This is a genomic window from Bacillus sp. USDA818B3_A (genome assembly GCF_009928415.1).
Lineage (GTDB): Bacteria > Bacillota > Bacilli > Bacillales > Cytobacillaceae > Neobacillus.
Genome location: NZ_JAABNN010000012.1, coordinates 62,154 through 84,285, shown reverse-complemented (window position 1 = coordinate 84,285; position 22,132 = coordinate 62,154). Strand labels below are relative to the sequence as shown.

General features: G+C 40.2%; 16 protein-coding genes. 10 read left to right on the top strand and 6 right to left on the bottom strand.

Annotated features, from left to right (window positions below):
* Window positions 1-79 precede the first annotated feature (79 nt).
* The 3 genes from GXK58_RS17865 to GXK58_RS17855 all read left to right on the top strand — a co-directional run bounded on the left by GXK58_RS17865 (window position 80) and on the right by GXK58_RS17855 (window position 3,316).
* A complete protein-coding gene (locus GXK58_RS17865; RefSeq protein WP_160724531.1) occupies window positions 80-958 on the top strand; it encodes an AraC family transcriptional regulator in 879 nt (292 codons plus the stop codon).
* Between the two features lie 194 nt (window positions 959-1,152).
* Window positions 1,153-2,625 carry a tagaturonate reductase gene (locus GXK58_RS17860; RefSeq protein ID WP_160724530.1) on the top strand — a complete coding sequence of 491 codons (1,473 nt, stop codon included), beginning with the start codon at window positions 1,153-1,155 and terminating at the stop codon, window positions 2,623-2,625.
* 133 nt (window positions 2,626-2,758) lie between these two features.
* Complete coding sequence (locus tag GXK58_RS17855) at window positions 2,759-3,316, top strand: phospholipase D-like domain-containing protein (RefSeq protein ID WP_160724529.1); 558 nt, start codon at window positions 2,759-2,761, stop codon at window positions 3,314-3,316.
* Window positions 3,317-3,371: 55 nt separating this feature from the next.
* On the opposite strand, the gene GXK58_RS17850 is transcribed toward GXK58_RS17855, so the two are convergent.
* Together GXK58_RS17850 and GXK58_RS17845 are read right to left on the bottom strand one after the other, a co-directional pair.
* On the bottom strand, window positions 3,372-4,055 hold the full coding sequence (locus tag GXK58_RS17850) for a DUF4956 domain-containing protein (RefSeq protein ID WP_160724528.1): 684 nt from the start codon (window positions 4,053-4,055) through the stop codon (window positions 3,372-3,374).
* Between the two features lie 42 nt (window positions 4,056-4,097).
* Window positions 4,098-4,796: a polyphosphate polymerase domain-containing protein gene (locus GXK58_RS17845; protein ID WP_202171395.1), complete on the bottom strand. Its 699-nt coding sequence runs from the start codon at window positions 4,794-4,796 to the stop codon at window positions 4,098-4,100.
* A gap of 197 nt (window positions 4,797-4,993) precedes the next feature.
* On the opposite strand from GXK58_RS17845, the gene GXK58_RS17840 reads away from it, so the two are divergent.
* From GXK58_RS17840 to GXK58_RS17830, 3 genes are all read left to right on the top strand, one after another.
* Window positions 4,994-6,952 carry a carbohydrate-binding domain-containing protein gene (locus GXK58_RS17840; RefSeq protein WP_160724527.1) on the top strand — a complete coding sequence of 653 codons (1,959 nt, stop codon included), beginning with the start codon at window positions 4,994-4,996 and terminating at the stop codon, window positions 6,950-6,952.
* Window positions 6,953-7,044: 92 nt separating this feature from the next.
* The gene (locus tag GXK58_RS17835; protein WP_160724526.1) at window positions 7,045-7,995 is read left to right on the top strand and encodes a phosphodiester glycosidase family protein; all 951 of its coding nucleotides are present in this window, start codon (window positions 7,045-7,047) and stop codon (window positions 7,993-7,995) included.
* 208 nt (window positions 7,996-8,203) lie between these two features.
* A complete protein-coding gene (locus tag GXK58_RS17830; protein ID WP_160724525.1) occupies window positions 8,204-9,211 on the top strand; it encodes a bifunctional glycosyltransferase family 2/GtrA family protein in 1,008 nt (335 codons plus the stop codon).
* Between the two features lie 78 nt (window positions 9,212-9,289).
* Here GXK58_RS17830 and GXK58_RS17825 read toward each other — a convergent pair whose 3' ends face one another.
* Both GXK58_RS17825 and GXK58_RS17820 read right to left on the bottom strand, forming a co-directional pair.
* Window positions 9,290-10,495, bottom strand: coding sequence for an MFS transporter (locus tag GXK58_RS17825; protein WP_160724524.1), 1,206 nt, complete (start codon window positions 10,493-10,495; stop codon window positions 9,290-9,292).
* 70 nt (window positions 10,496-10,565) lie between these two features.
* Window positions 10,566-10,721: a hypothetical protein gene (locus GXK58_RS17820; protein WP_160724523.1), complete on the bottom strand. Its 156-nt coding sequence runs from the start codon at window positions 10,719-10,721 to the stop codon at window positions 10,566-10,568.
* Between the two features lie 134 nt (window positions 10,722-10,855).
* Between GXK58_RS17820 and nirB the strand changes: the two genes are divergently transcribed.
* Together nirB and nasC are read left to right on the top strand one after the other, a co-directional pair.
* Window positions 10,856-13,219, top strand: a complete 2,364-nt coding sequence (nirB, locus tag GXK58_RS17815) for a nitrite reductase large subunit NirB (protein ID WP_160724522.1) — start codon at window positions 10,856-10,858, stop codon at window positions 13,217-13,219.
* 60 nt (window positions 13,220-13,279) lie between these two features.
* On the top strand, window positions 13,280-15,415 hold the full coding sequence (gene nasC, locus GXK58_RS17810; protein WP_160724521.1) for an assimilatory nitrate reductase catalytic subunit NasC: 2,136 nt from the start codon (window positions 13,280-13,282) through the stop codon (window positions 15,413-15,415).
* 221 nt (window positions 15,416-15,636) lie between these two features.
* Here the strand turns inward: nasC and nspC are convergent, their stop codons facing one another.
* Together nspC and GXK58_RS17800 are read right to left on the bottom strand one after the other, a co-directional pair.
* Window positions 15,637-16,764 carry a carboxynorspermidine decarboxylase gene (gene nspC / locus GXK58_RS17805; RefSeq protein WP_160724520.1) on the bottom strand — a complete coding sequence of 376 codons (1,128 nt, stop codon included), beginning with the start codon at window positions 16,762-16,764 and terminating at the stop codon, window positions 15,637-15,639.
* Window positions 16,765-16,766: 2 nt separating this feature from the next.
* Window positions 16,767-18,005 carry a saccharopine dehydrogenase family protein gene (locus GXK58_RS17800; protein ID WP_160724519.1) on the bottom strand — a complete coding sequence of 413 codons (1,239 nt, stop codon included), beginning with the start codon at window positions 18,003-18,005 and terminating at the stop codon, window positions 16,767-16,769.
* 1,199 nt (window positions 18,006-19,204) lie between these two features.
* Here GXK58_RS17800 and GXK58_RS17795 point away from each other — a divergent pair.
* Both GXK58_RS17795 and GXK58_RS17790 read left to right on the top strand, forming a co-directional pair.
* Entirely contained in the window at window positions 19,205-20,806 is a 1,602-nt protein-coding gene (locus tag GXK58_RS17795; RefSeq protein WP_160724518.1) for an acyl CoA:acetate/3-ketoacid CoA transferase, read from the top strand.
* Window positions 20,807-20,871: 65 nt separating this feature from the next.
* Window positions 20,872-22,116 carry an L-lactate MFS transporter gene (locus GXK58_RS17790; protein ID WP_237389709.1) on the top strand — a complete coding sequence of 415 codons (1,245 nt, stop codon included), beginning with the start codon at window positions 20,872-20,874 and terminating at the stop codon, window positions 22,114-22,116.
* The last annotated feature ends 16 nt before the right edge of the window (window positions 22,117-22,132 follow it).

The following is a 22,132-nucleotide window of genomic DNA, read 5'->3' as shown; positions in this document are numbered from 1 at the left end:
ATCAAAATTTGAAATATAAATGACATTTTTTGCTTCGTTTATACTCTTTTTTGATATAAAATAAAATGGGTGATTCAATATGAAGGCAGTTCAAAGAATTTCAAACAATCATTTACTGTTCCCTTTTTCCTTTATTTTTCAAGATACCAAAAGTCCTCAGAGAGAACTTTCTGAACATGTACATGATTATTATGAGGTCGTTTATGTTTACCGTGGAAAAGGAACTTTTTTTATCGATGATATTTTTTATGACATGAATCAAGGGGATGTATTTATTATTCCTAATAATATCATTCATCGTGCCATACCTGATAAGGACGACCCGGTAACATCGACGATTATCTTTTTCAGCCCGACAATCATTTATAATGTATTACTTGATGATTCTTTCTCTTATTTAAGTTTGTTTGAAATAGCTAAGAAGGTAAGAAATTATAGGATTTCACTGAAACCAGAGAATCAAAACAAGCTGGAAGAACAACTCTCAACGATTAATCAAGAGACACTTAAAAAAGAGCTGGGATCTAGACATGCTTCATTGCTGACGGTCCATCAAATCATCCTTGATTTAATTCGTATTCAAGTGGATCATAAACCTCAGCTAATGGAAACGAATGCCTATGGACCTGATTGGGTTAAAGAAATTTTAGTCTATATAAATCAAAATTTAAGTCATCCATTAACCTTAAAAGAACTTGCCAAAGAGGCCCTTGTCAGTCCCTCCCATTTCAGCAGAGTTTTTAAGCAGACGATCGGGTTGGGATTGACCGTGTATCTAAATAATAAAAGAGTCATAAAAGCAAAAGAACTTTTATTGGAGACGAATGAATCCGTTTCTTTTATTGCTGAAAATTGCGGTTTTGAAAGCATGACCCATTTCCATCGAATTTTTAAAAAACATATGGATATAACTCCAGCCCAATATCGGAAAGAGAATAAAAAGACCCGAAAGTTTTAATAGCGAGCGAAACAAAAGCCACAGGTTCCTGTGGTTTTTTACTTCTTATACGAGTGTAAGACAATAATAAGTATGGTATCAAAATATGGTATAAACATCACAATAACCGTCATTTTTATTGCCATTATTGATGATACAATAGGTCTATATAATGTTAACGTTTTCAATTGTAATTTAAAGGAGGTTTTATTATCATGAAAAAATTAACGAAAGAATCATGGAAAGATTATAAGGTATATCCAGAAAAGGTCATTCAGTTTGGAGAGGGGAATTTTTTAAGGGCCTTCGCTGATTGGATCATTGACAAAATGAATAAAGAAGCAAATTTCAACGGCAGTGTGGTTGTCGTGCAGCCAAGAGAACATGGAACGACGATAAATAAATTAAATGAACAAGACGGGTTATTCACTCTTTACCTGCAGGGGATCAAGAACAAGCAGGCTGTTAGAGAGCATAGCGTGATTAATTGTATCAGCAGAGGAATTAACACTTATACAAGTTACTCCGAGTATGTCGAGCTGGCAAAAAATCCTGAATTAAGATTTATCATTTCCAACACAACCGAGGCCGGAATTTATTTTGAGGAAAATGATAGATTGGAAGATGCTCCACAGAGAAGTTATCCAGGGAGATTAACCGCTCTTTTATACCACCGATTTAAAGCATTTGAGGGCGATTCAACCAAGGGCTTTATCATCATCCCTTGTGAATTGATTGACCGAAACGGTGAAAAGCTGAAGGAAATTGTCCTTCAATTTGCGGACACTTGGGAGTTAGAAGAGGAATTTGTAAACTGGATTATGGAGGCAAATACATTTTGCTGCAGCCTGGTCGATCGGATCGTAACGGGTTATCCAAGGGATACCATTGATGAAATAACAGAAGAGTTAGGTTATAAAGATGACCTTGTTGTCGTTGGGGAACAATACTATTCATGGATCATTGAAGGTCCTGATTGGATTAAAGAGGAGTTCCCGGCAGAGAAAGCAGGGCTTGATGTTACATTTGTTGATGATATGACACCTTATCGAACTAGAAAGGTGAGAATCTTAAATGGTGCTCATTCTGCCATGACTCCTGTCGCCTATTTATATGGTCTGGATACGGTTGGGGAGGCTGTTACAAATGAAGCAACCAAAAAGTTTACAGAAGAGTTAGTGTATGAAGAGATTATTCCTGTTTTAGATTTGCCAGAAGAAGAGTTGAAACCCTTTGCAGAAGCTGTACTCGATCGGTTTAGGAATCCCTTTGTAAGTCACTATTTAAGCAGCATTGCCTTAAACTCCCTGTCTAAATTTAAAACAAGAGATCTGCCATCTCTACTAGAGTATGTGGATCAAAAGAAGGAACTGCCTCAAAGATTAACATTCGCACTGAGTGCATTAATTAGTTACTACAAAGGAAAACGAGGCGAAGAAGAAATCCAATTGCAGGATGATCAAGATATTCTCGATCTATTTAAAACTCTATGGCAAAACTATGATGGAACAGAGAACGGTTTAGAACGAATAGTTACTTCTGTACTTTCCTATGAAAGGTTATGGGAGTTCGATCTAAATGAAGTGCCAATGTTAACAGAAACAGTGACAAAGTATCTCTGTAAAATTGAAACACTTGGCATGAAGGAAGCAATCGAAGAGGTTAATAAAATGAAGGCCAAAAGCTAATTTTAGGGTCTTATAAAAAGGAGGGACGGTTTCTTTGGAACCGTCCTCTTGTTATTCTAAAAGAAAAATTAAGGTTAATTTAAGACAAATTCGAAAAAATAGGTTTATAGATTACAAAACAGGAGGTATGATTTTGCGCAAAAAAATAGTTACAGTTTTTTTTATAATATCTCTCATCCTAAACATTCTATTAGCAGGGGTGATCGTAAAGGGTTCAATTAAGGAGGGTGCAGGTGATACTAAGTTATCCTACGCAATAACCGGCTATAAGGGGAACCCGGAAGAGGATTTAATTAACGTCATTAATAACACAAAAAGGGAAATTAATATCGCTATCTATAACCTTGATAATGAGGATATTGTAGATGCCATTTCTGAAGTAGCAGAAAGAGGAGTTACTGTTCGAGTGATCGCTGATGGGGAGAATACGGAAAATGAAGATAGTAAAGAGATTTTCAACGAATTAGCAAAACTTAATATCCCAATCAAAATCGATACGAATGAAAAAATGCATATTAAATTAACCATAGCTGATAATCAAACAGTAGTAACAGGTTCCTTTAACTACACGAAAGATTCTGCAGAAGATAATCAAGAGGTCCTTCTAACGGTTGAGAATTCGAGTTTAGCCTCCTCAATGAACGACACATTTAATGAATTATGGAATAGCAGTGATTTGGAAGATTGGTAGGAAAGGAAAAGAGGGTGTCCTTGTTTTAAGGGACACCCTCTTTTTTGTTTCTTTATTAAGCAGTAAAATTACCGTCATAGCTCAACATGATTGCTGATTTTACTCCTTCTATGGCAGAAACTTTGTTGATAAAGTTCATATCATTTTCGTTCACCCGAATTTCATAGGTAACTTCGAAATCATTGCCTGGCATGACAGATTTAGATTTAAGCGAATATTTCTTTGCATTCCCTGAAATGACATTTTCCAATGAATTTTCAATTGAATTTTCATTATATCTAATCACCAGCAGATAAGGGTTCTCGATTTTGATTTTATTTACAAACACAAACAGAACTAAACCAATTAGAAGCGAACCTGTGACTGCAAGTCCTATGAATCCTGCCCCGCATAAAATACCGGTAACGATTGTCCAGAAAATATAAACGATATCCATTGGGTCTTTAATAGGCGTTCTAAAACGAACAATCGATAATGCCCCTACCATACCGAGTGACAAGAGGACATTGGATGAAATACCAACGATAATTAAAGAGGTTGTCATTGTCATAATGATTAACGAGATATTAAAGGTTTGGGAATAGATGACTCCGGTAAAAGTTTTCTTATATATCATGAAAATGAACAATCCCAATGCGAAAGCTACTAACAAACCAATAAGGGCATCCACAATGGAGATGCTGCTCGTTTTCTCCAAAATACTAGATTTAAATACGTCTTTAAAAGTTGTACTTTCCATTTACTAATCCTCCAAAAATAGTTATTTATTTTTATCCGGTTCTTAACCAAACATCCTGCTGATCTGATATTTTGAATAAGTCCCCCTGCTTCTATCCCCCAGCTGAAGCAGATATTTGATGATATCGGGAAGAAACTCGTCATATTTGACTTCAAGGACGACAATTTCCGGGGTGGTTTCCACCATCGGGATATTGGGATTTAGGACCTCATTGTTCCGGAAACTTGTCTTAATCGAACTATCAAAAGTGACTCGGACGTTTCCATATTCATAAATAAATACTTCCCTTTCGTAATCAACGATGGTGACCGGTTTTAATTGAAACAAGCTCATCTGAACAAATAAATCCTGTATCAGCGTTCTTGGATCGTTTTCCATCCAAGAAATGTCTCCATGCCTGATTTGTTCATATTCCTCAGCGGTAATCTTACACTTTTGCTTATATGTCATGTTGTTGCGCTTGCTCTTCTTTTCAAGGTTAATCAAATTTGTATTATTATCGTAAAGCCTGACCCGAAACTTATCCCTTTCAATATATCCCTCTTTTTTCTGATTAAGGACTTTATTATCGAAGTTATCGAAGTAGACACTTCGGATTAAATACTTTCCGTCATTTTTTGCATGGGGATCGGGCTGCATGACATGTTTTAACCGATTTCTCAATAAGAAACAATCCATTTTCGATATTTCATGCTTTAATTCATACCTGCCTCTAACTCCATTCAAACTTAGTGCTTTCAAGTGCATCATTCTCCTCTATTCGTTATTCCATAGTTGACATTATTCATAACGAACCTTAAAGAAACCTTAACTAAACTTTTTAAAAAAATTTGCTTATTAAGGATTCTTTAAGGTTGGTATCTAATAATGGGAGCATAGCAAAAGGAAATCCTAACATTTCCAAGATGAAAAATATGCGATTGATAAAGGAGATAACTATGTCAAAAAGAAAATCAAGATATTCAAAATTAGCAGTCCCACTATTATGTACGGCGTTATTATTTGGCTGCAGTAATAGCAGTGACAATACCAGCAGCAGCGGCTCAACCACCTCCTCATCTACTATTACTGAGGTCGACGCTGACAGTTTGAGCACGATTGGCAATAAAAAGATTGCTGACGTCATCAGCGGGACGGTGACGTATGAAAGTGATGATCAATACAGTGATTGGAACAGTGGTAATGCAACATCTATTAAATTAACAGGAACAGGAGCTGCTATTGAAGGCTCTAGCGGAGCAATCGCAGATGGGAATATCGTTACCATTAAAACTTCGGGGACTTACGTGATAAGCGGAAAGCTGAATGATGGACAGATTGTTGTCGATGCTGCGGACGATGCAACGGTTAGGATCGTACTGAATGGGGCAGAGATCCATTCATCCACTAATTCACCTATTTATGTAAAGAAAGCCGAAAAAACGGTCATTTCCTTAGAGAAGGGAACAGAAAACTATGTCTCTGATGGTGAAAAATACGACCTGGAAGGTTCGGAGGATGAACCGAATGCAGCCATCTTCAGTAAAAGTGACCTAACCATAAACGGCACCGGAAAGCTAGTGGTCGAGGGCAATTACAATGACGGTATAACAAGTAAAGACGAATTAAAAATTACAGGCGGCACAATTGAAGTAAAGTCTGCTGATGATGGTTTATTAGGCCGGGATTTAGTGGCTGTAAAGAATGGAAATATTACGGTTCAATCTGGCGGAGATTCTATCAAATCAACGAATGATACAGATAAATCAAAGGGAAATATCGCCATTGAAGGTGGTACGTTCAACCTTACAGCTGCAAACGATGGAATTCAGGCTGTAACATCATTATTAATTGCTGATGGGGATTTTTCCATTACCACAGGCGGCGGAAGCCCAGAAACGATTGCTCAGAAGGAAGAAAATAGAGGAATGCCGGGGCAACAGGACACGACTACAACAACTACAACAACTACAGAAGAAGATACTGAAAGTGCAAAGGGTTTGAAGGCAGGAACCGAGATTGGAATCGGAGGCGGAACGCTTGATATTAATGCCTCAGACGATGCCATTCATAGTAATAACAGTGTCACCGTTACAGGCGGAAAATTAACCATTGCTACCGGTGATGATGGAATCCACGGGGATTCAGCCGTACTTACTAAAGGCGGGGATATCACCATCAGCAAAAGCTATGAAGGAATTGAAAGTACGGTCATAACCATTGCAGATGGTAATATCGAAGTGAATGCAACGGATGATGGCATTAATGTTGGCGGCGGAGTAGACGGCTCCAACACAGATATGCAATCCACCTCTTCAAGCAGCAATTTGCTTTCCATTGAAGGCGGTAATGTTTATGTGAATTCAGAAGGAGATGGCTTGGATTCCAATGGTGCTATTTCAATGTCTGGCGGCACGGCAATTGTCAGCGGACCAACCAATGCTGGTAATGGTGCACTTGATTATGATCAAGCCTTTGCAATGAGCGGCGGTACGCTTATTGCGGCAGGAAGTGCGGGAATGGCGCAGGCCGTATCAGATGATTCCAAGCAATATTCAATCATGATGACATATCCTGCAACACAGGCGGCAGGAACCATTGTCCATTTGGAAGACAGTGAAGGAAATACAATTGCAACTTTTGCACCTGAGAAAGATTATCAAACAGTAACCATTAGTTCTCCAAAACTAGAAAAGGGCGGTTCTTATACTCTTTACTCCAGTGGCTCGTCGACTGGAAGCGAAGCAAATGGATATTATACCGATGGTGACTATACAGGAGGTACAAAAGTAGTCGACTTTAAAATTTCTGATACCGTGACATGGCTGAATGAATCCGGAGTTACCACTCCTTCTACTAATAACTTTGGCGGTGGTCCAGGAGGAGGCCCTGGCGGCGGTGGAGGAAACCGTCCCTGATAGATTCTAGAGATTTGGCTAGTAAGTTCTAAGGGCAGCAGCAATTTTAGTGTTCTGCCCTTTAGATTTACATGAAGGAGGGAACCAGACGATTGGAAGTTCAAAAGAAACGTACACGTAAGAAGATTGTTATTTCTATTGTGGCCATAATCGTCATTACGATTGGGATTATTATCTATCAATTGGCAGATCGATACTTAATTGAGCATGTTGAAGTAAGTAATGCACTAAATAATACGGTAAGTGCTGAACAGACTGCGGAAAGTAACACGACTAACACCATTGAGGAAGATTACAGTGCAGATGATTGGAGTTATACCAGTGATACCAAGTCCATTACCATAAAAAAAGTGACAGCAGGATCCTCTAGTAATCCAATTGTTTACTATGTGGCAGACGTAACATTAAAATCTGGCAGCACGCTAAAATCAGCATTTGCCAATAATGAATTTGGTAATAACATCACTCAAAATACATCAGTAATTGCGAAGGAAAATAATGCAATCTTTGCCATAAACGGCGATTACTATGGTTTTCGTCAGGAAGGTATCACGATTCGGAACGGACAGATTTTTAGAGACATACCAGCAAGGACGGGACTCGCTCTCTATAAAGACGGCTCGATGAAAATATATGAAGAAACAGAAACCACCGCAGAAGAATTAGTAGAACAAGGAGTTACTCAAACGTTATCATTTGGTCCTGCGTTAGTTGAAAACTCCTCGGCGATTACTGATTTCGGGCAGGTAAGCATTGACACCAATTTTGGAAACCGCTCCATCCAAGACGCCAATCCAAGAACCGGAATTGGCATCATATCACCCAACCACTATGTTTTTATTATAGTAGATGGCAGAAGTGAAGAAAGTCAAGGAATGACATTAACCGATTTTGCTAAAACATTTGAAGACCTAGGCTGCACAGAGGCATATAACCTTGATGGCGGCGGATCATCCACCATGTATTTTATGGGAAGAGTGGTCAATAACCCTCTAGGAAAAGGTCAAGAGCGGGGGGTCAGCGATATTTTATTTATTAATTAGGCTGAGTTAAAGAAAATTGTTGATTTTTAAACCTACTGTTGATTGGAGCGGAAGGCACGAAGACTCCTGTGGGAGTACGCTTCAGGTGAGACCCCGCAGGCGTAAGCGCCGAGGAGGCTCACCGAAACGCCCACGGAAAGCGAAGTGCCTGGAGTGGAAATCAACAGCCATGTTTAACACAGCCATTAATTAAAAGAGGTGAGACGTAATGATTATCTTGATACCAGCCTATGAACCAACCGAAAAAATACTTCTGCTTATTGATGAAATTAATCAAAACTCCAATTATAGTATTCTCATTGTTAATGATGGCAGTACGGAAAATTGCCTCCCAATCTTTGAGCAAGCGGCAAACAAAGGCTGTATCATCTTGTCACATGATAGCAATCAAGGGAAGGGAGCTGCGCTAAAAACAGCCTTTTCCTATATAATTAGGCATCTTTCAGATAACGATGGTGTGGTTTGTGCTGATTGTGATGGGCAGCACAGTTGGAAGGATATTCAGCAAGTGGCTGCGGCCCTGCCCTCTTATCAGAATACGCTTGTTTTAGGCAGTAGGGAATTTACAGGAAAGGTGCCGTTAAAAAGTCTAATCGGTAACACGATAACAAGAGGTATATTTTCTTTTGTATCCGGTCATAAAATCAACGATACGCAGACAGGGCTTAGGGGCTTTTCGATAGATATGCTCCCCTGGCTGCTCCAAATCAAAGGGAAACGGTATGAATATGAAATGAATCAGCTATTAGAGGCCAAATCTTCTGGTTACAAGATTCATAGCATATCGATAAAAACCATTTATGAAAATAATAATAAGGGCAGCCACTTCCACCCTTTATATGATTCGATAAGAATATATCTCCCCATCATGAAATTTAGCTTATCTTCTGTTTCATGTGGAATCATTGATCTGCTTCTCTTTTTTATCCTAAATTGGCTGACAGGAAACTTAGTTATTTCTGTTGTGGGGGCACGAATTATCAGCTCTATTAGTAATTACCTGGTAAATCAGAAACTAGTTTTTAAAGCAAAGAAGTACCTTACAATGACAATGGTTAAGTACTATTGTTTAGCTGTCATGATTCTAGTCGGGAATTATCTAATGATTGAATTATTTACCCAAACAAGTGACATTCCCCTCTTTTTTAGTAAAATTTTCACTGAAGGACTATTGTTTATTGTCAGCTATTATGCACAGCGTAATTTTATATTTTGATTTGTTGAGAAGTTAGGGATTCAGGGAAAAGGGACATTCCAAGTTGGGATGTCCCTTTTTAGTAGATACTCTTAAAAATTAAAGCTGTCTAGATGCCCCGCTTGCTGTCCATGATTTTTGCCATGCTAACCTGGCTATCGTTAATATGATCAAGCCAGCTAAACCAATCCCTGCATAAACCATAAATCCCGGTGCATACGATCCTGTTATTTGTTTGAGCGTTCCTAGGACATTCGGTACAAAGAATCCGCCAATCCCTCCTGCAGCCCCAACGATGCCGGTAATCATTCCTATTTCTTCACTGAACCGCTGTGGAATTAATTGAAAGACGGCCCCATTGCCCATGCCAAGAAACAGCATTCCGAAGAACAACAAAGCTGTTACAAGTGCAAGCGGCGGCAGAAGACTAACGCCCAACATACATAGAGCTATGGCAATAAACAAAAAGGTCAAAAGGCGTGCTCCGCCGATTTTATCAGCAATGGCCCCGCCTACAGGACGGAAGAAACTGCCTGCTGCTACACAAAGGGTCACGAAATCGCCGGCACTTACCATTGATAATTGATATTGATCGACAAAAAAGATACTCAAAAAGCTGGATAACCCGACAAAACCACCGAAGGTAACGCTGTAAAGGAGGCAGAAAAACCAAGTATCCTTTTGTTTAAAAATAGTGAAATACTCCGAAGTTGTTTTGGCTGATGGCTTTACAGGTGCGTCCTTCGCCATAAGGATATAAAGAATAAAAACAATCGAAAGAGGAATGAGTGCTAATCCAATTACATTATGCCAGCCAATATTTTCTGCAAGACGAGGGCCGAATAATGTAGCAAATAGTGTCCCGCTGTTACCGGCACCGGCAATCCCCATTGCTAATCCCTGTAAATGAGGAGGATACCAGCGGCTTGCCATCGGGATGGCTGCAGCAAAGCTTGCCCCAGCCACGCCAAGGAGGATTCCGATTAAATAAAGCTCTGTTAAGGACTTGCCAAACAACCATCCCCAAAGGAGTGGAACCATGGTGACAAGCATCCCCATAATGGCTGTTTTCCGCGGCCCGATTTTATCGGTTAAAATGCCTAGGATGATCCGGAAAAACGAACCGCTCAAGATCGGAACGGCAACAATGAAGCCTTTTTGGGCAGGAGATAAACCGAAATCCTTCGTAATAAAGACCCCAAGTGCTCCTAATATAACCCAAATCATAAAACTAATATCAAAATATAAAAATGACGCAACTAATGATGGTGTATGACCACTTTTCTTCAGCTCTGCTAACTTCATATCTATTACTTCCCCTCCTGGACGTGATTGTAATTTTTAATACCAATGGTGTTTGCTATAAGTACTGTAATTACCAGCCGATATTTTGCTTTTTTGAAAAAACTACTTTCACTAGCAGCAATATGAAGACGAAAAAGTTCACTTGATTATTCATTTTAAATTCCTCCACCCATCTAATTTTTTTCATGTTGTTAGAATAGTCTGCCAAAACTTTTTTGTCATGCATGCTGTAAGGTCTTCTAACATGGAATTTTTTGTGTGAGGAAATATAACATGAATGATATCTTAGTACGCAACTTATGAAATAATTAACGTTATTCATGGCTATGACAGGTACTCTAACAATGCTGGAGGTTTGTTATGAAGAAGCAGAAACTAGTATTAGTCGGCAACGGGATGGCAGGTGTCCGTTGCATTGAAGAAATACTGACGATCAATCCTGACGCTTTTGATATTACGATTTTTGGCAGTGAACCGCATGTCAACTATAATCGGATTCTTTTGTCGACAGTACTGCAAGGCGGCACAACGATGGACGCTATAACGATTAATGACCGCAACTGGTATGAAAAGCATCGAATTCAACTATATACAGGGGAAACAGTAGCAGCGATCGATAAAGAAAAACAGGTGGTAATGACCGATAAGAACCGGGAAGTTCCTTATGACCATCTGATCATGGCGACTGGTTCCACCCCATTTATCCTTCCAATCCCTGGGGCTGATAAAGAAGGTGTGACAGCATTCCGAACCATCGAAGATTGTAAAACCATCATGGAGCACGCCAAGCCTGGTGAAAAGGCAGCGGTTATTGGCGGCGGATTATTAGGGCTTGAAGCAGCAAGGGGACTAATCAACCTTGGAATGGACGTAAGTGTTGTTCATAAGGGGAGTTATTTATTAGAAAGGCAGCTAGATCAAACAGCGGGTAAGATGCTTCAAGAAGAGCTGGAAAGTCAGGGAATGAAGTTCCTTTTTGAAAAACAAACAGAGAATATCACCGGAACTAGCCGCGTTGAAGGGCTTCTTTTTAAAGACGGAACTAAGATTGATGCCGATTTAGTGGTGATGGCGGTGGGGGTTCGGCCGAATGTCCAATTAGCGCGGCAAAGCGGAATTGAAGTAAATCGCGCCATCCTTGTGAACGATTATTTACAAACGAGTGACCCTAAGATTTACGCCGTTGGGGAATGTGTGGAACACCGCGGTACGGTTTATGGACTGGTAAAGCCTCTGTATGAACAAGGGAAGGTGTTAGCTGGACATATTTGCGGAATAGAGGATCAAGGCTACGAGGGCTCTGTTCTGTCAACTCAACTAAAAATTTCAGGCGTAGAAGTTTTTTCTGTAGGGCAGTTTCATGAGGATGCAGCATCGAAGGCCATAAAACTATACGATGAGGTAAATCGAGTCTATAAAAAGTTAATTTTTCAAGATCATAAGATGATCGGTGCGGTTCTCATTGGGGATACAAGAGATCGCACGAGATTGCTAGATATGATTCTAAAACAAAAAGATATATCAGACTTCGAAAAAATGGCACTGCTGCACCCCCCTAACGAGAATGGATATTCCGTGGCGGCCATGCCTCTAAGTGAAGTGATCTGTAACTGTAATAATGTGACTAAGGGTGCGATTATTGAAGCTGTTCAAAAGGAAGGATTGGCCACCGTTGAAGAAGTTAGGAAGTGTACGAAGGCATCGGGGTCTTGCGGCGGATGTAAGCCTCTGGTCACCGAACTGCTAACTTATATCAACAGTGATGAGTGTAATGAAAATATATCACAGAAATCCATGTGCCCTTGTACTTCACTGACAGAGGATGAAGTGGTAAAAGAGATGCAGCTGCTCGGCTTAACGACTGTTCAGGAAGTCATGGGAAAATTGAATTGGTATAACTCAAGTGGCTGCGATATTTGCCGCCCTGCGGTCGAGTATTACTTAGGCATGATCTTTCCTGAATTTGAAAACAAACAAGAAATTCATCTGGAAAATGAACGAGTGAATGCAATTAGTCAAACAAATGGGACCTATACACTGATTCCGCAAATGTACGGCGGGGTCACTTCAGCGGAACAGTTACGTAAAATTGCAGATATTGCGATGAAGTATGAGATTGAAAATATCGCGATTACGAGTGAACAAAGAATTCACTTATTGGATGTTAAAAAAGAACTATTATCAGCCGTTTGTGCCGACTTAAATATGCCTTTAAGCTCCACATACGGCAATATGGTGCAAAATGTAAAAACGTGCATCGGGGAGCATGTTTGTCAGTGCGATAAACAGCCTTCTTTAAGGTTAGCAGTTGAGCTTGAGCAAAACTTGGAATTTTTAAAGACCCCTTATCGTTTAAAATTGGGTGTTTCGGCTTGTATGCATAATGGCGCAGGCTCTACAACAAAAGATATTGGCGTCATTGGCATGGACAGGGGTTGGGAGATTTATCTAGGCGGTTCAAGCGGGAGAATTGCCCGGTCTGGAGAATTATTGACGGTTGCCCCGACGGATGAAGAAGCATTTGAAATCATTATGGGGCTGGTTCAGTATTACCGGGAATCGGCGAATTACCTTGAGCGTACATGGCAATGGACGGAGCGATTAGGCTTAATCCATATAAGAGAGGTTTTATTTGATCCAGAGCTTCGGCAGGAATTGTTAAAACGTCTGGAGGAGGACCTGGCAATGAGAAAAAAGATCTTAGTGGAGAGTGACTCACAGTAATGACATCTAAGGTATGTATGCGGGTGAACGATAAGTTTGAAGGAGAAAAGGTGAGGAATCTTGACGGAACTAATGTTAAAGTATTTCCGTACAAAGCAAAAGGAAGTACAAAAGGAAAAATTATATAATACCCAATGTCCGTTTTGCAGTATGCAATGTAAGCTGCAATTAATTGAACAGTCAGTAGTTTCAAGAAAACAATATAAAACGGTTGGCAAGGAAAACCCGACTACCCAAGGCCGCCTATGTATTAAAGGAATGAACGCCTACCAGCACGCCTTTAATAGGGAACGATTAAAATATCCTCTGTTAAAGGTAAATGGAGAATTTATCCGGATCTCGTGGGACCAAGCGCTAGAACAGATTAAACACCAATTCACTAAAATTCAAGAAGAAGACGGGCAAAATGCCTTAGCGGTTTATGGGAGTGCGTCTATTACGAATGAAGAAGCCTATTTACTTGGAAAATTTGCCCGAGTCGCCTTAAAAACGAAATATATCGATTATAATGGCCGATTATGTATGTCAGCAGCAGCATCTGCCGCCAGTCAAACCTTTGGAATGGATAGAGGGTTCACAAATAGTTTAAGCGAAGTATCATTGACGCGCTGTATCATTTTAGCCGGCACCAATATCGCCGAATGCCAGCCGACGATTATGCCGTATTTTGAGAAGGCAAAGGAAAATGGTGCCTTTATTATCGCAATCGATCCGCGTGAGACAGCCACAACAAAATTGGCGGACCTGCATCTAAAGTTAAAGCCGGGAACGGATGCAGCATTGGCAAATGGTCTATTAAAGGTGATCATCGAAGAAAATTACTGTGATGAAGCTTTTATTCAGGAACGTGCCCATGGATTTAATGAGGTCAAAGATTATGTTCTGTCCTTAAAGTTAGAAAATATAGAGGAAATAACTGGAGTCCCCATTGATCAAATTCGTAAAGCAGCCACCATGTTTGGCAAAGAAGCAACAGGGATGATTTTTACAGCGAGAGGTGTCGAACAGCAGACAGATGGTAATGCCGCTGTCCGAAATTTCCTTAATATCCTCATAACAACAGGTAAAATAGGCAAGCCGTATTGCGGCTTTGGAGCGATTACCGGGCAAGGAAATGGTCAGGGGGCAAGGGAGCATGGCCAAAAGGCCGATCAGCTTCCGGGCTACCGATCGATTGAGAATGATGGACACCGGAGTTATGTGGCAGATGTTTGGGGAGTTGATCCAGAGGAGCTGCCCCGTAAAGGGGTTTCTGCCTATGAAATATTTGAGAAAATTAATGAGGGAGAAATTACGGGCATGTTCTTAATGTGCTCTAATCCCATTGTCTCCAACCCAAATGCGGCTTTCGTAAAGACAGCTTTGCAAAAATTAAAGTTCCTTGTTGCGGTCGACCTATTTATGTCCGAAACAGCCCAATTAGCGGATTTGATTTTGCCTACATCCTCTTACTTGGAAGATGAAGGAACGATGACAAATGTCGAGGGACGAGTAACGTTACGGGAAGCAAGCTATCCATGTCCAGGAGAGGTCAAACATGACTGGCAAATCATTGTTGATATTGCCCATGTCTTGGGGAAAGAGAAGTATTTTTCCTTTTCATCAGCGGAAGAAATATTTAATGAATTGCGCTTGGCAAGCCGCGGTGGAATTGCTGACTATTATGGAATCACCTATGACCGTCTCCGTAAAGAAGGCGGAATATTGTGGCCGTGTCCTGAAACGGATTATAAAGGAACAGTTAGACTGTTCGAAGAGAAGTTTGCCCATCATGATGGCAAAGCAGTGATGGTGACCGTTCCAAACAAATCAGTTGTTCCAAAAGAGGACGTGTGCAAGGAGTTTCCCTTGTATTTGACAACAGGCAGAGTGATGTCCCATTACTTGACCGGAGTGCAGACAAGAAAAAGCCCGGCGTTAGCAGCAAGAAACTTTGAATCCTTTATGGAAATTCATCCAGCTGCAGCGGCAAATTACCAAATCCCAGATCAATCTTTAGTCAAAATTGAATCACGAAGAGGAAGCATTATTGTGAGAAGCAAATATTCTGAATCGATTCGGCCTGATACCATATTTGTCCCGTTTCATTGGGCGGACTCGCAAAACGTCAATGTCCTTGTCGGAGCAGAATTAGATCCGGTTTGTCGGATGCCTGGATTCAAATTAAGTGCGGTGAAGGTCAGCCCTTTCCATTAGAAAAGCAAAGAGGACGGTACTCTTGATTCGGATGTGAATCAAAAGTACCGTCCTCTTTCTTTATATATTTATTGTCTAGCTCCAGCGCCCTAGCGGCTAGTGTCCTTCGCGCTCCGCCCTACGATAAGTCAACATCGAATCGCTTACGCTCTTCGTGTTTCCTTTATCTCAGTTGGAGCGCTCCAGGCCATACGCCGCTAACCAGGGCGCTTGCGCTTTTCTTATGCTAATCTCATTTTGAAATCTTGATAGCCAAATTCGCGAACAACTTCACAATCGCCATCCGTTTTTTTAACAGCGATGGCTGGTAATGGCATCCCGTTGAATGTCGTGTTTTTAACCATTGTATAGATGGCCATATCGCCAAATACTAAACGGTCACCGCTCTTTAACGGCTGATCAAAAGAGTAGTCCCCGATAATATCGCCTGTCAGGCAGGTTTGGCCGCCAAGACGATACGTATGTGGTTTTTCACCTGCTTCGCCTGAGCCAAACAATGGAGGACGATAAGGCATTTCTAATACATCCGGCATATGGCAGGATGCAGAGGTATCTAAAATGGCTAAATCCATTTTATTTTGATGGGTATCAAGTACAGTTGTGATTAGGTATCCTGCATTAAGGGCAACAGCTTCACCAGGTTCTAGATATACTTCTAAACCGTATTTCTCCTGCATTCTCTTAATACAAGCTTCTAATCTAGGAATATCATAATCTTCTCTAGTAATATGATGACCGCCGCCAAAGTTAATCCATTCCATTTGCGGCAGCCACTCTCCGAACTTTTCTTCCACAGCATTTAGAGTGGTTTCTAAATCGTCAGAGTTTTGCTGGCAAAGAGTGTGGAAATGCAGCCCGGAAACGCCATCCAATAACTCAGGACGGAAATGCTCGATGATCACCCCGAATCGAGATCCAGGTGAACAAGGATCATAAATAGCATGTCCGATTTGTGTAGAACATTCAGGGTTGATCCGTAAGCCTACTTTTTTTCCAGCCTTTAAAGCTTTCTCTTTAAATCTTTCCAACTGTGAAAAAGAATTAAAAATAATGTGATCACAGATGGAGATAATTTCATCTATTTCATCATCACGATAGGCAGGGGCAAAGACATGATTCTCTTTGCCCATTTCCTCAAAGCCTAAACGTGCTTCAAATAATCCACTTGCTGTTGTACCGCTTAAATACTTTCCAATGAGGGGATACATTGTTGTCATCGAGAAGGCTTTTTGTGCCAAAACAATCTTAGCTCCTGTACGCTGCATAACGCCGCCTAGGATCTTTAGATTTTTTTCGATTAGCGCTTCATCGACTACATAGCACGGTGTTGGTAGTTCTTCAAACCGCATTTTTAGCGAACTAGCTCCGATGCTTTTTTCTTAGCAGGTTCATCATCAACTAGAACCGGATTGAAATCCTCTACCCATGGAAGTCCCCATTTGTTTAACTCTTCCATGAATGGATCTGGATTAAATTCTTCGATATTGAATACGCCTGGTTTATTCCATTTGCCAGTTAAGATCATTGCTGCACCGATCATGGCAGGAACACCAGTTGTATAGGAGATGGCTTGAGAGCCTACTTCTTTGTAGCACTCTTGGTGGTCACAAACGTTGTAAACATAATACGTTTTGTCTTTTCCGTCCTTTTTCCCTCTGAAGATACAGCCGATGTTTGTTTTACCAACTGTACGAGGTCCAAGGGAAGCTGGATCTGGTAATACAGCCTTCAAGAACTGAAGCGGAATGATTTGTTTACCTTCATATTCAATTGGCTCAATCGAAGTCATTCCAACGTTTTCAAGTGCTTTTAGGTGCATTAGGTAGCTTTGGCCAAATGTCATGAAGAAACGGATACGCTTAAGTCCAGGCATGTTCTTCGCAAGAGACTCAAGTTCTTCATGGTATAACAAGTACATATCTTTTTCGCCAACTTCAGCAAAGTTATAGACACGCTTGATTTCCATTGGATCAGTTTCAATCCATTCGCCATTTTCCCAGTAACGTCCGTTAGCAGAAACTTCGCGGATATTGATCTCAGGGTTGAAGTTTGTTGCGAACGGATAGCCATGGTCGCCGCCGTTACAGTCAAGAATATCGATATATTCGATTTCATCAAAGTAATGTTTTAATGCGTAAGCAGAGAATACACCAGTTACACCTGGGTCAAAACCGCTGCCTAAAAGAGCAGTAATGCCAGCTTTTTCAAAGCGCTCTTTATATTCCCATTGCCATTTATATTCAAATTTAGCCGTATCTTCTGGCTCATAGTTAGCTGTATCCATATAGTGTGTCTTTGTTGCAAGACAAGCATCCATGATCGTTAAATCTTGGTATGGCAATGCTAAGTTCATGACGATATCTGGTTTTACTTCATTGATTAATGTGATTAGTTCATCAACATTATCTGCATCCACTTGTGCAGTTGTAATTTTTGTTTTCCCGCCATCAAGTTTAGCTTTTAATTCATCACATTTTGATTTTGTGCGGCTTGCGATACAAATTTCTTCAAAAACGTCGCTGTTTTGAACACATTTGTGAACGGCAACTGATGCCACTCCGCCTGCACCGATAATAAGCGCTTTACCCATTTCTTATCACCTAACCTTTTAGATTTTTAAAAAAGCAAAACGGAACCCGTAACAATAAAAAAAGCAAGTGCAAAGACGCAATCATAAGACTGCGCACAACACTTGCTTTGATATATTCAATATTAAAAAGTACATCCATGACAAGTCATGGCGATACTCTACCAGTCAAATAGACATTTTGGCAGTAAGCTTTTTAATATTCAAAATATATCGTTTTAGGATCAGAGTCTATATAGCAAATAATCACTTTTACCACTCTTATTGACCGTTTCACAAGTTGTGTGCAATGTGCACTGGTTGTAAAGTAACCAACTTATAAAATTTGAGCTTCTAACTCAATCAATAAGGCAACCAAAGTTGCCAATCGGCAGTTGACCCGGCTGTCCGTATGGCCTTAACTTCCATAAGAAGTGGTCAAGGTTATCTGCTTGGAAAGATCCAGATATATTGAATATTAGCTTTCCAAAAATCATGCTACTTCATATTAGCAGTAACTTTAAAGAATAGCAAGCGAAAAAATGAATTTTTTTTAGCAATTATTTTGTGTCATACGATCATTATTTAAATAGTTACTATCTTCTATATATACGATCCGAGCTGTTCCCCTTTTCCTTTATCAAAAATAAGAGTGGCAAAAATGCAACTTTTACATATTTGGTGGCGGAGTAAAAATTTTTTTAATCTCTCCCCCTGATATTTTAATTAGTATCTGTCCAAATCATTATTTCATGTATAGAACATCTAAACATTATGTTGCTTTTTTGCCTATAGTAAGACATTCCCTTCTAGGATTAGTAACAAACTTAGTAACAAACTTGTTTGACGATTGATGTTATCTCCTTTTTTCTTTTAACTGGTTTCTAAAACATTATTTTACAGCTTTTAAGTTGCAAAATATCCACAGTTTTTGAATGGTTTTTCATCGCTTTATGTACGGTTGACGGCAGTATTTTTTTATCATAGGATGTTAGTGAAATGATTCACAAACAAAAAAAGTACACCGAGAAACATAACAGATTATTTTTTTAACCACCATTGTGAATTTATTCACAAGTCAAACACTTCCATGATTAATATGGATTTTATTTATAAGTTATTTGTGAAATGATTCACAACTGAATATAGATTCCATCATAGATGGTATTTATTTTCGATGAACATGTGAATGATTTCACATTCTATCTAAGGAGTGATTGGAAATGTCAAAAGTGATTTCAGCGGCTAAAGCAGCCGAGTTGATCAAGGATGGAGATACAGTTGCTGCAACAGGGTTTGGATTATCCTGCTGGGCTGAAGAAATGGGAATTTCAATTGAAGAGCGGTTCTTGCAATCGGGACACCCTAAGAATTTAACAGTGATGCACTCAAGTGCGGTAGGTAATCGCCGTGATAAAGGGATGAGCCACTTAGGTTATGAAGGTCTAGTCAAACGCTGGATTGGCGGAATTGCGATTGCCTCTCCAGGCATGGCGAGATTAATTGAAGAAGATAAATGTGAAGCTTATAACCTTCCACAAGGTGTAATCACCCAGTTATACCGAGAAATTGCAGCAAAGCGCCCAGGGGTCATTACAAAAGTAGGGATGGGGACGTTTGTAGACCCGCGTGTTGAAGGAGGAAAGATGTCCCCTTCTACTAAAGAGGACATCGTTAAGGTCATTGAGATAGAGGGAGACGAATGGCTATTCTATAAATCATTTCCAATCCAAGTCGGCTTAATCCGTGGGACAGTCGCAGATGAGAATGGCAATTTGACACTTGAAAAAGAAGGCTTGCACATGGAGGTTCTGCCAGTGGCACAAGCGGTACACAACTCTGGCGGAATTGTTATCGCTCAGGTTGAAACAGTCGCTAAAAACGGAACATTGAATCCAAAGGATATTAAAGTACCAGGAATTTTAGTTGATTATATTGTCGTAGCGAAACCGGAAAATCATTACCAAACAGAAAATACCTATTATAATCCTGCTTTTTCTGGTCAAGTAAAAGTCCCTGTTGAAGGAATTGAAGCTTTGCCGCTTGATGAGCGGAAAGTGATCGCCCGCCGTTCGGCTGCAGAATTAAAGCCTAATACCATCTTAAATTTAGGTGTTGGAATACCTGTGTGTGTGGGTACCGTGGCAGCGGAAGAAGGGGTAAGCGATCAATTGATGTTAACAACTGAGGCGGGATCGATTGGCGGTGTTCCAGCTGGTTTGAAAGATTTCGGCCATGCGTATAACTCTGAGGCGATTGTCGACCATGACTCTCAATTTGATTTTTATGATGGCGGCGGTATTGATTTGTCGGTTCTTGGATTAGCTCAGACCGATGAATATGGCAACGTAAATGTAAGTAAATTTGGTACCCGTGTCGCAGGCTGCGGCGGATTTATTAATATCTCGCAATCAGCTAAAAAACTAGTCTTTGCTGGAACCTTTACAGCAGGTGGTCTGCAGGTAAAGGTGGAAGACGGCAAATTGCATATTTTACAAGAAGGAAAAGCAAAGAAATTTATAAAAAAAGTACAGCAAATTACTTTTAGTGGTGCGTATGCTTCGACAATCAATCAGCCAGTGGTGTACGTGACAGAGCGTGCAGTGTTTGAATTGATTGATGGAAGAGTTACCTTAACAGAAATCGCGCCAGGTGTGGATTTACAAAAGGATATCCTTGATCAAATGGAATTTGCACCAGTTGTTTCAGAAGAACTAAAAGAGATGGATGCAGCGATGTTCCAAGAAAACTGGGGTAAATTGAAGACCGCTATTGAAGGCAAAAAGGCTGTGAATAAAGAACGTGAGTTGGTTCAAATTGGATAAAAAAATTAATAAGTTGGCATGGGGCTATAACTCTTTGCCGGCAAATTCAAAATAGAAAGGAATCAATTAAAATGAAGCTTAATCGGTGGAGGATTCTTATAGCGTCAGTATTAATTAACATTTGTGTTGGAGCCATCTATGCTTTTAGTATTTTTGCCATGCCATTAACGAACGTATTTCATGTGACAATGCCGGAAATTATGATGGCTTTTACCATTAATGCAGCCATCTCTCCAATCCCAATGATTTTGGGAGGAAAACTGGTCGATAAAGGCGGTGCCAAAACGGCCATTATGCTGGGCGGTTCGATGTTTGGGATAGGATTTATTTTATCAGGCTTAGCCACTGCTCCGTGGATGCTATACATTACCTACGGTGTGATTACTGGTATTGGTCAAGGAATTGTTTACTCAGCAACCATCGGAAACTCAGTTAAATTGTTCCCTGATAAAAGAGGTCTTGCTGCCGGGATTGTTACGGCCGGTTATGGCGGCGGAACGATCGTCATTGCTCCAATAGCCAATGCGTTAATTACAGCAAATGGTGTTCAATCTGCACTTATTACACTAGGTATCACATTTTTAGTGGCTATTTTAAGCTGCGGCTTATTAGTAAAAGCTTGCCCAGTTGGGTTTGTACCAGAAGGATGGACACCACCTGCGGTAACTGGCGGTTCTAATAAAGGCGGCGTAAACATCCCTTGGAATGAAATGATTAAAAAACCGATCTTTTATGTTATTGCGAGTCTTTTCCTAATCGGCGCCCTTTCTGGGATGATGGTTACTTCCAATGCTTCCGTGATCGGACAGACCATGTTTGGATTAACTCCTGCAACTGCTGCACTATTTGTAAGTTTATATTCATTAAGTAACTGTTCTGGACGTGTTTTCTGGGGAGCTATTTCTGATAAAATCGGCCGGACGAATTGTTTAATGGTTATCTATATCGTTATTGCTGCCATGATGTTAACCATCGCATTATCCACTTCGGTGGCAGGCTTTGCGGTTGCCATTGTCGGAATCGGTTTATGCTTCGGCGGTACGATGGGAATTTTCCCTTCCATTGTTGGCGAGAAATTCGGAATGAAATTTTACGGAGTCAACTATGGTGTAACCTTTATCGGCTATTCAGGGGCAGCCTTCTTTGGTCCGCGAATTGCCAATTCGGTTGCTGCAGCAAATAATGGACAATTCACAAATGCTTTCTATATTGCCTTAGTAATTGCACTTGTTGGTTTCGCATTAACATTTGTATTTAAAGCTTTGGAAAATAAAAATCAAACTAGCCCAACTACATCTAAAGTGGCTTAACTTTTATCATATTGGA

Coding starts and splice junctions, on each gene's coding strand:
- GXK58_RS17825 (WP_160724524.1), bottom strand. CDS start 10,495: ATGAAGTTAGCAGAGCTGAAGAAAAGTGGTCATACACCATCATTAGTT.
- GXK58_RS17800 (WP_160724519.1), bottom strand. CDS start 18,005: ATGGGTAAAGCGCTTATTATCGGTGCAGGCGGAGTGGCATCAGTTGCC.
- GXK58_RS17860 (WP_160724530.1), top strand. CDS start 1,153: ATGAAAAAATTAACGAAAGAATCATGGAAAGATTATAAGGTATATCCA.
- GXK58_RS17795 (WP_160724518.1), top strand. CDS start 19,205: ATGTCAAAAGTGATTTCAGCGGCTAAAGCAGCCGAGTTGATCAAGGAT.
- nirB (WP_160724522.1), top strand. CDS start 10,856: ATGAAGAAGCAGAAACTAGTATTAGTCGGCAACGGGATGGCAGGTGTC.
- GXK58_RS17865 (WP_160724531.1), top strand. CDS start 80: ATGAAGGCAGTTCAAAGAATTTCAAACAATCATTTACTGTTCCCTTTT.
- GXK58_RS17830 (WP_160724525.1), top strand. CDS start 8,204: ATGATTATCTTGATACCAGCCTATGAACCAACCGAAAAAATACTTCTG.
- GXK58_RS17820 (WP_160724523.1), bottom strand. CDS start 10,721: ATGCATGACAAAAAAGTTTTGGCAGACTATTCTAACAACATGAAAAAA.
- nspC (WP_160724520.1), bottom strand. CDS start 16,764: ATGCGGTTTGAAGAACTACCAACACCGTGCTATGTAGTCGATGAAGCG.
- GXK58_RS17850 (WP_160724528.1), bottom strand. CDS start 4,055: ATGGAAAGTACAACTTTTAAAGACGTATTTAAATCTAGTATTTTGGAG.
- GXK58_RS17840 (WP_160724527.1), top strand. CDS start 4,994: ATGTCAAAAAGAAAATCAAGATATTCAAAATTAGCAGTCCCACTATTA.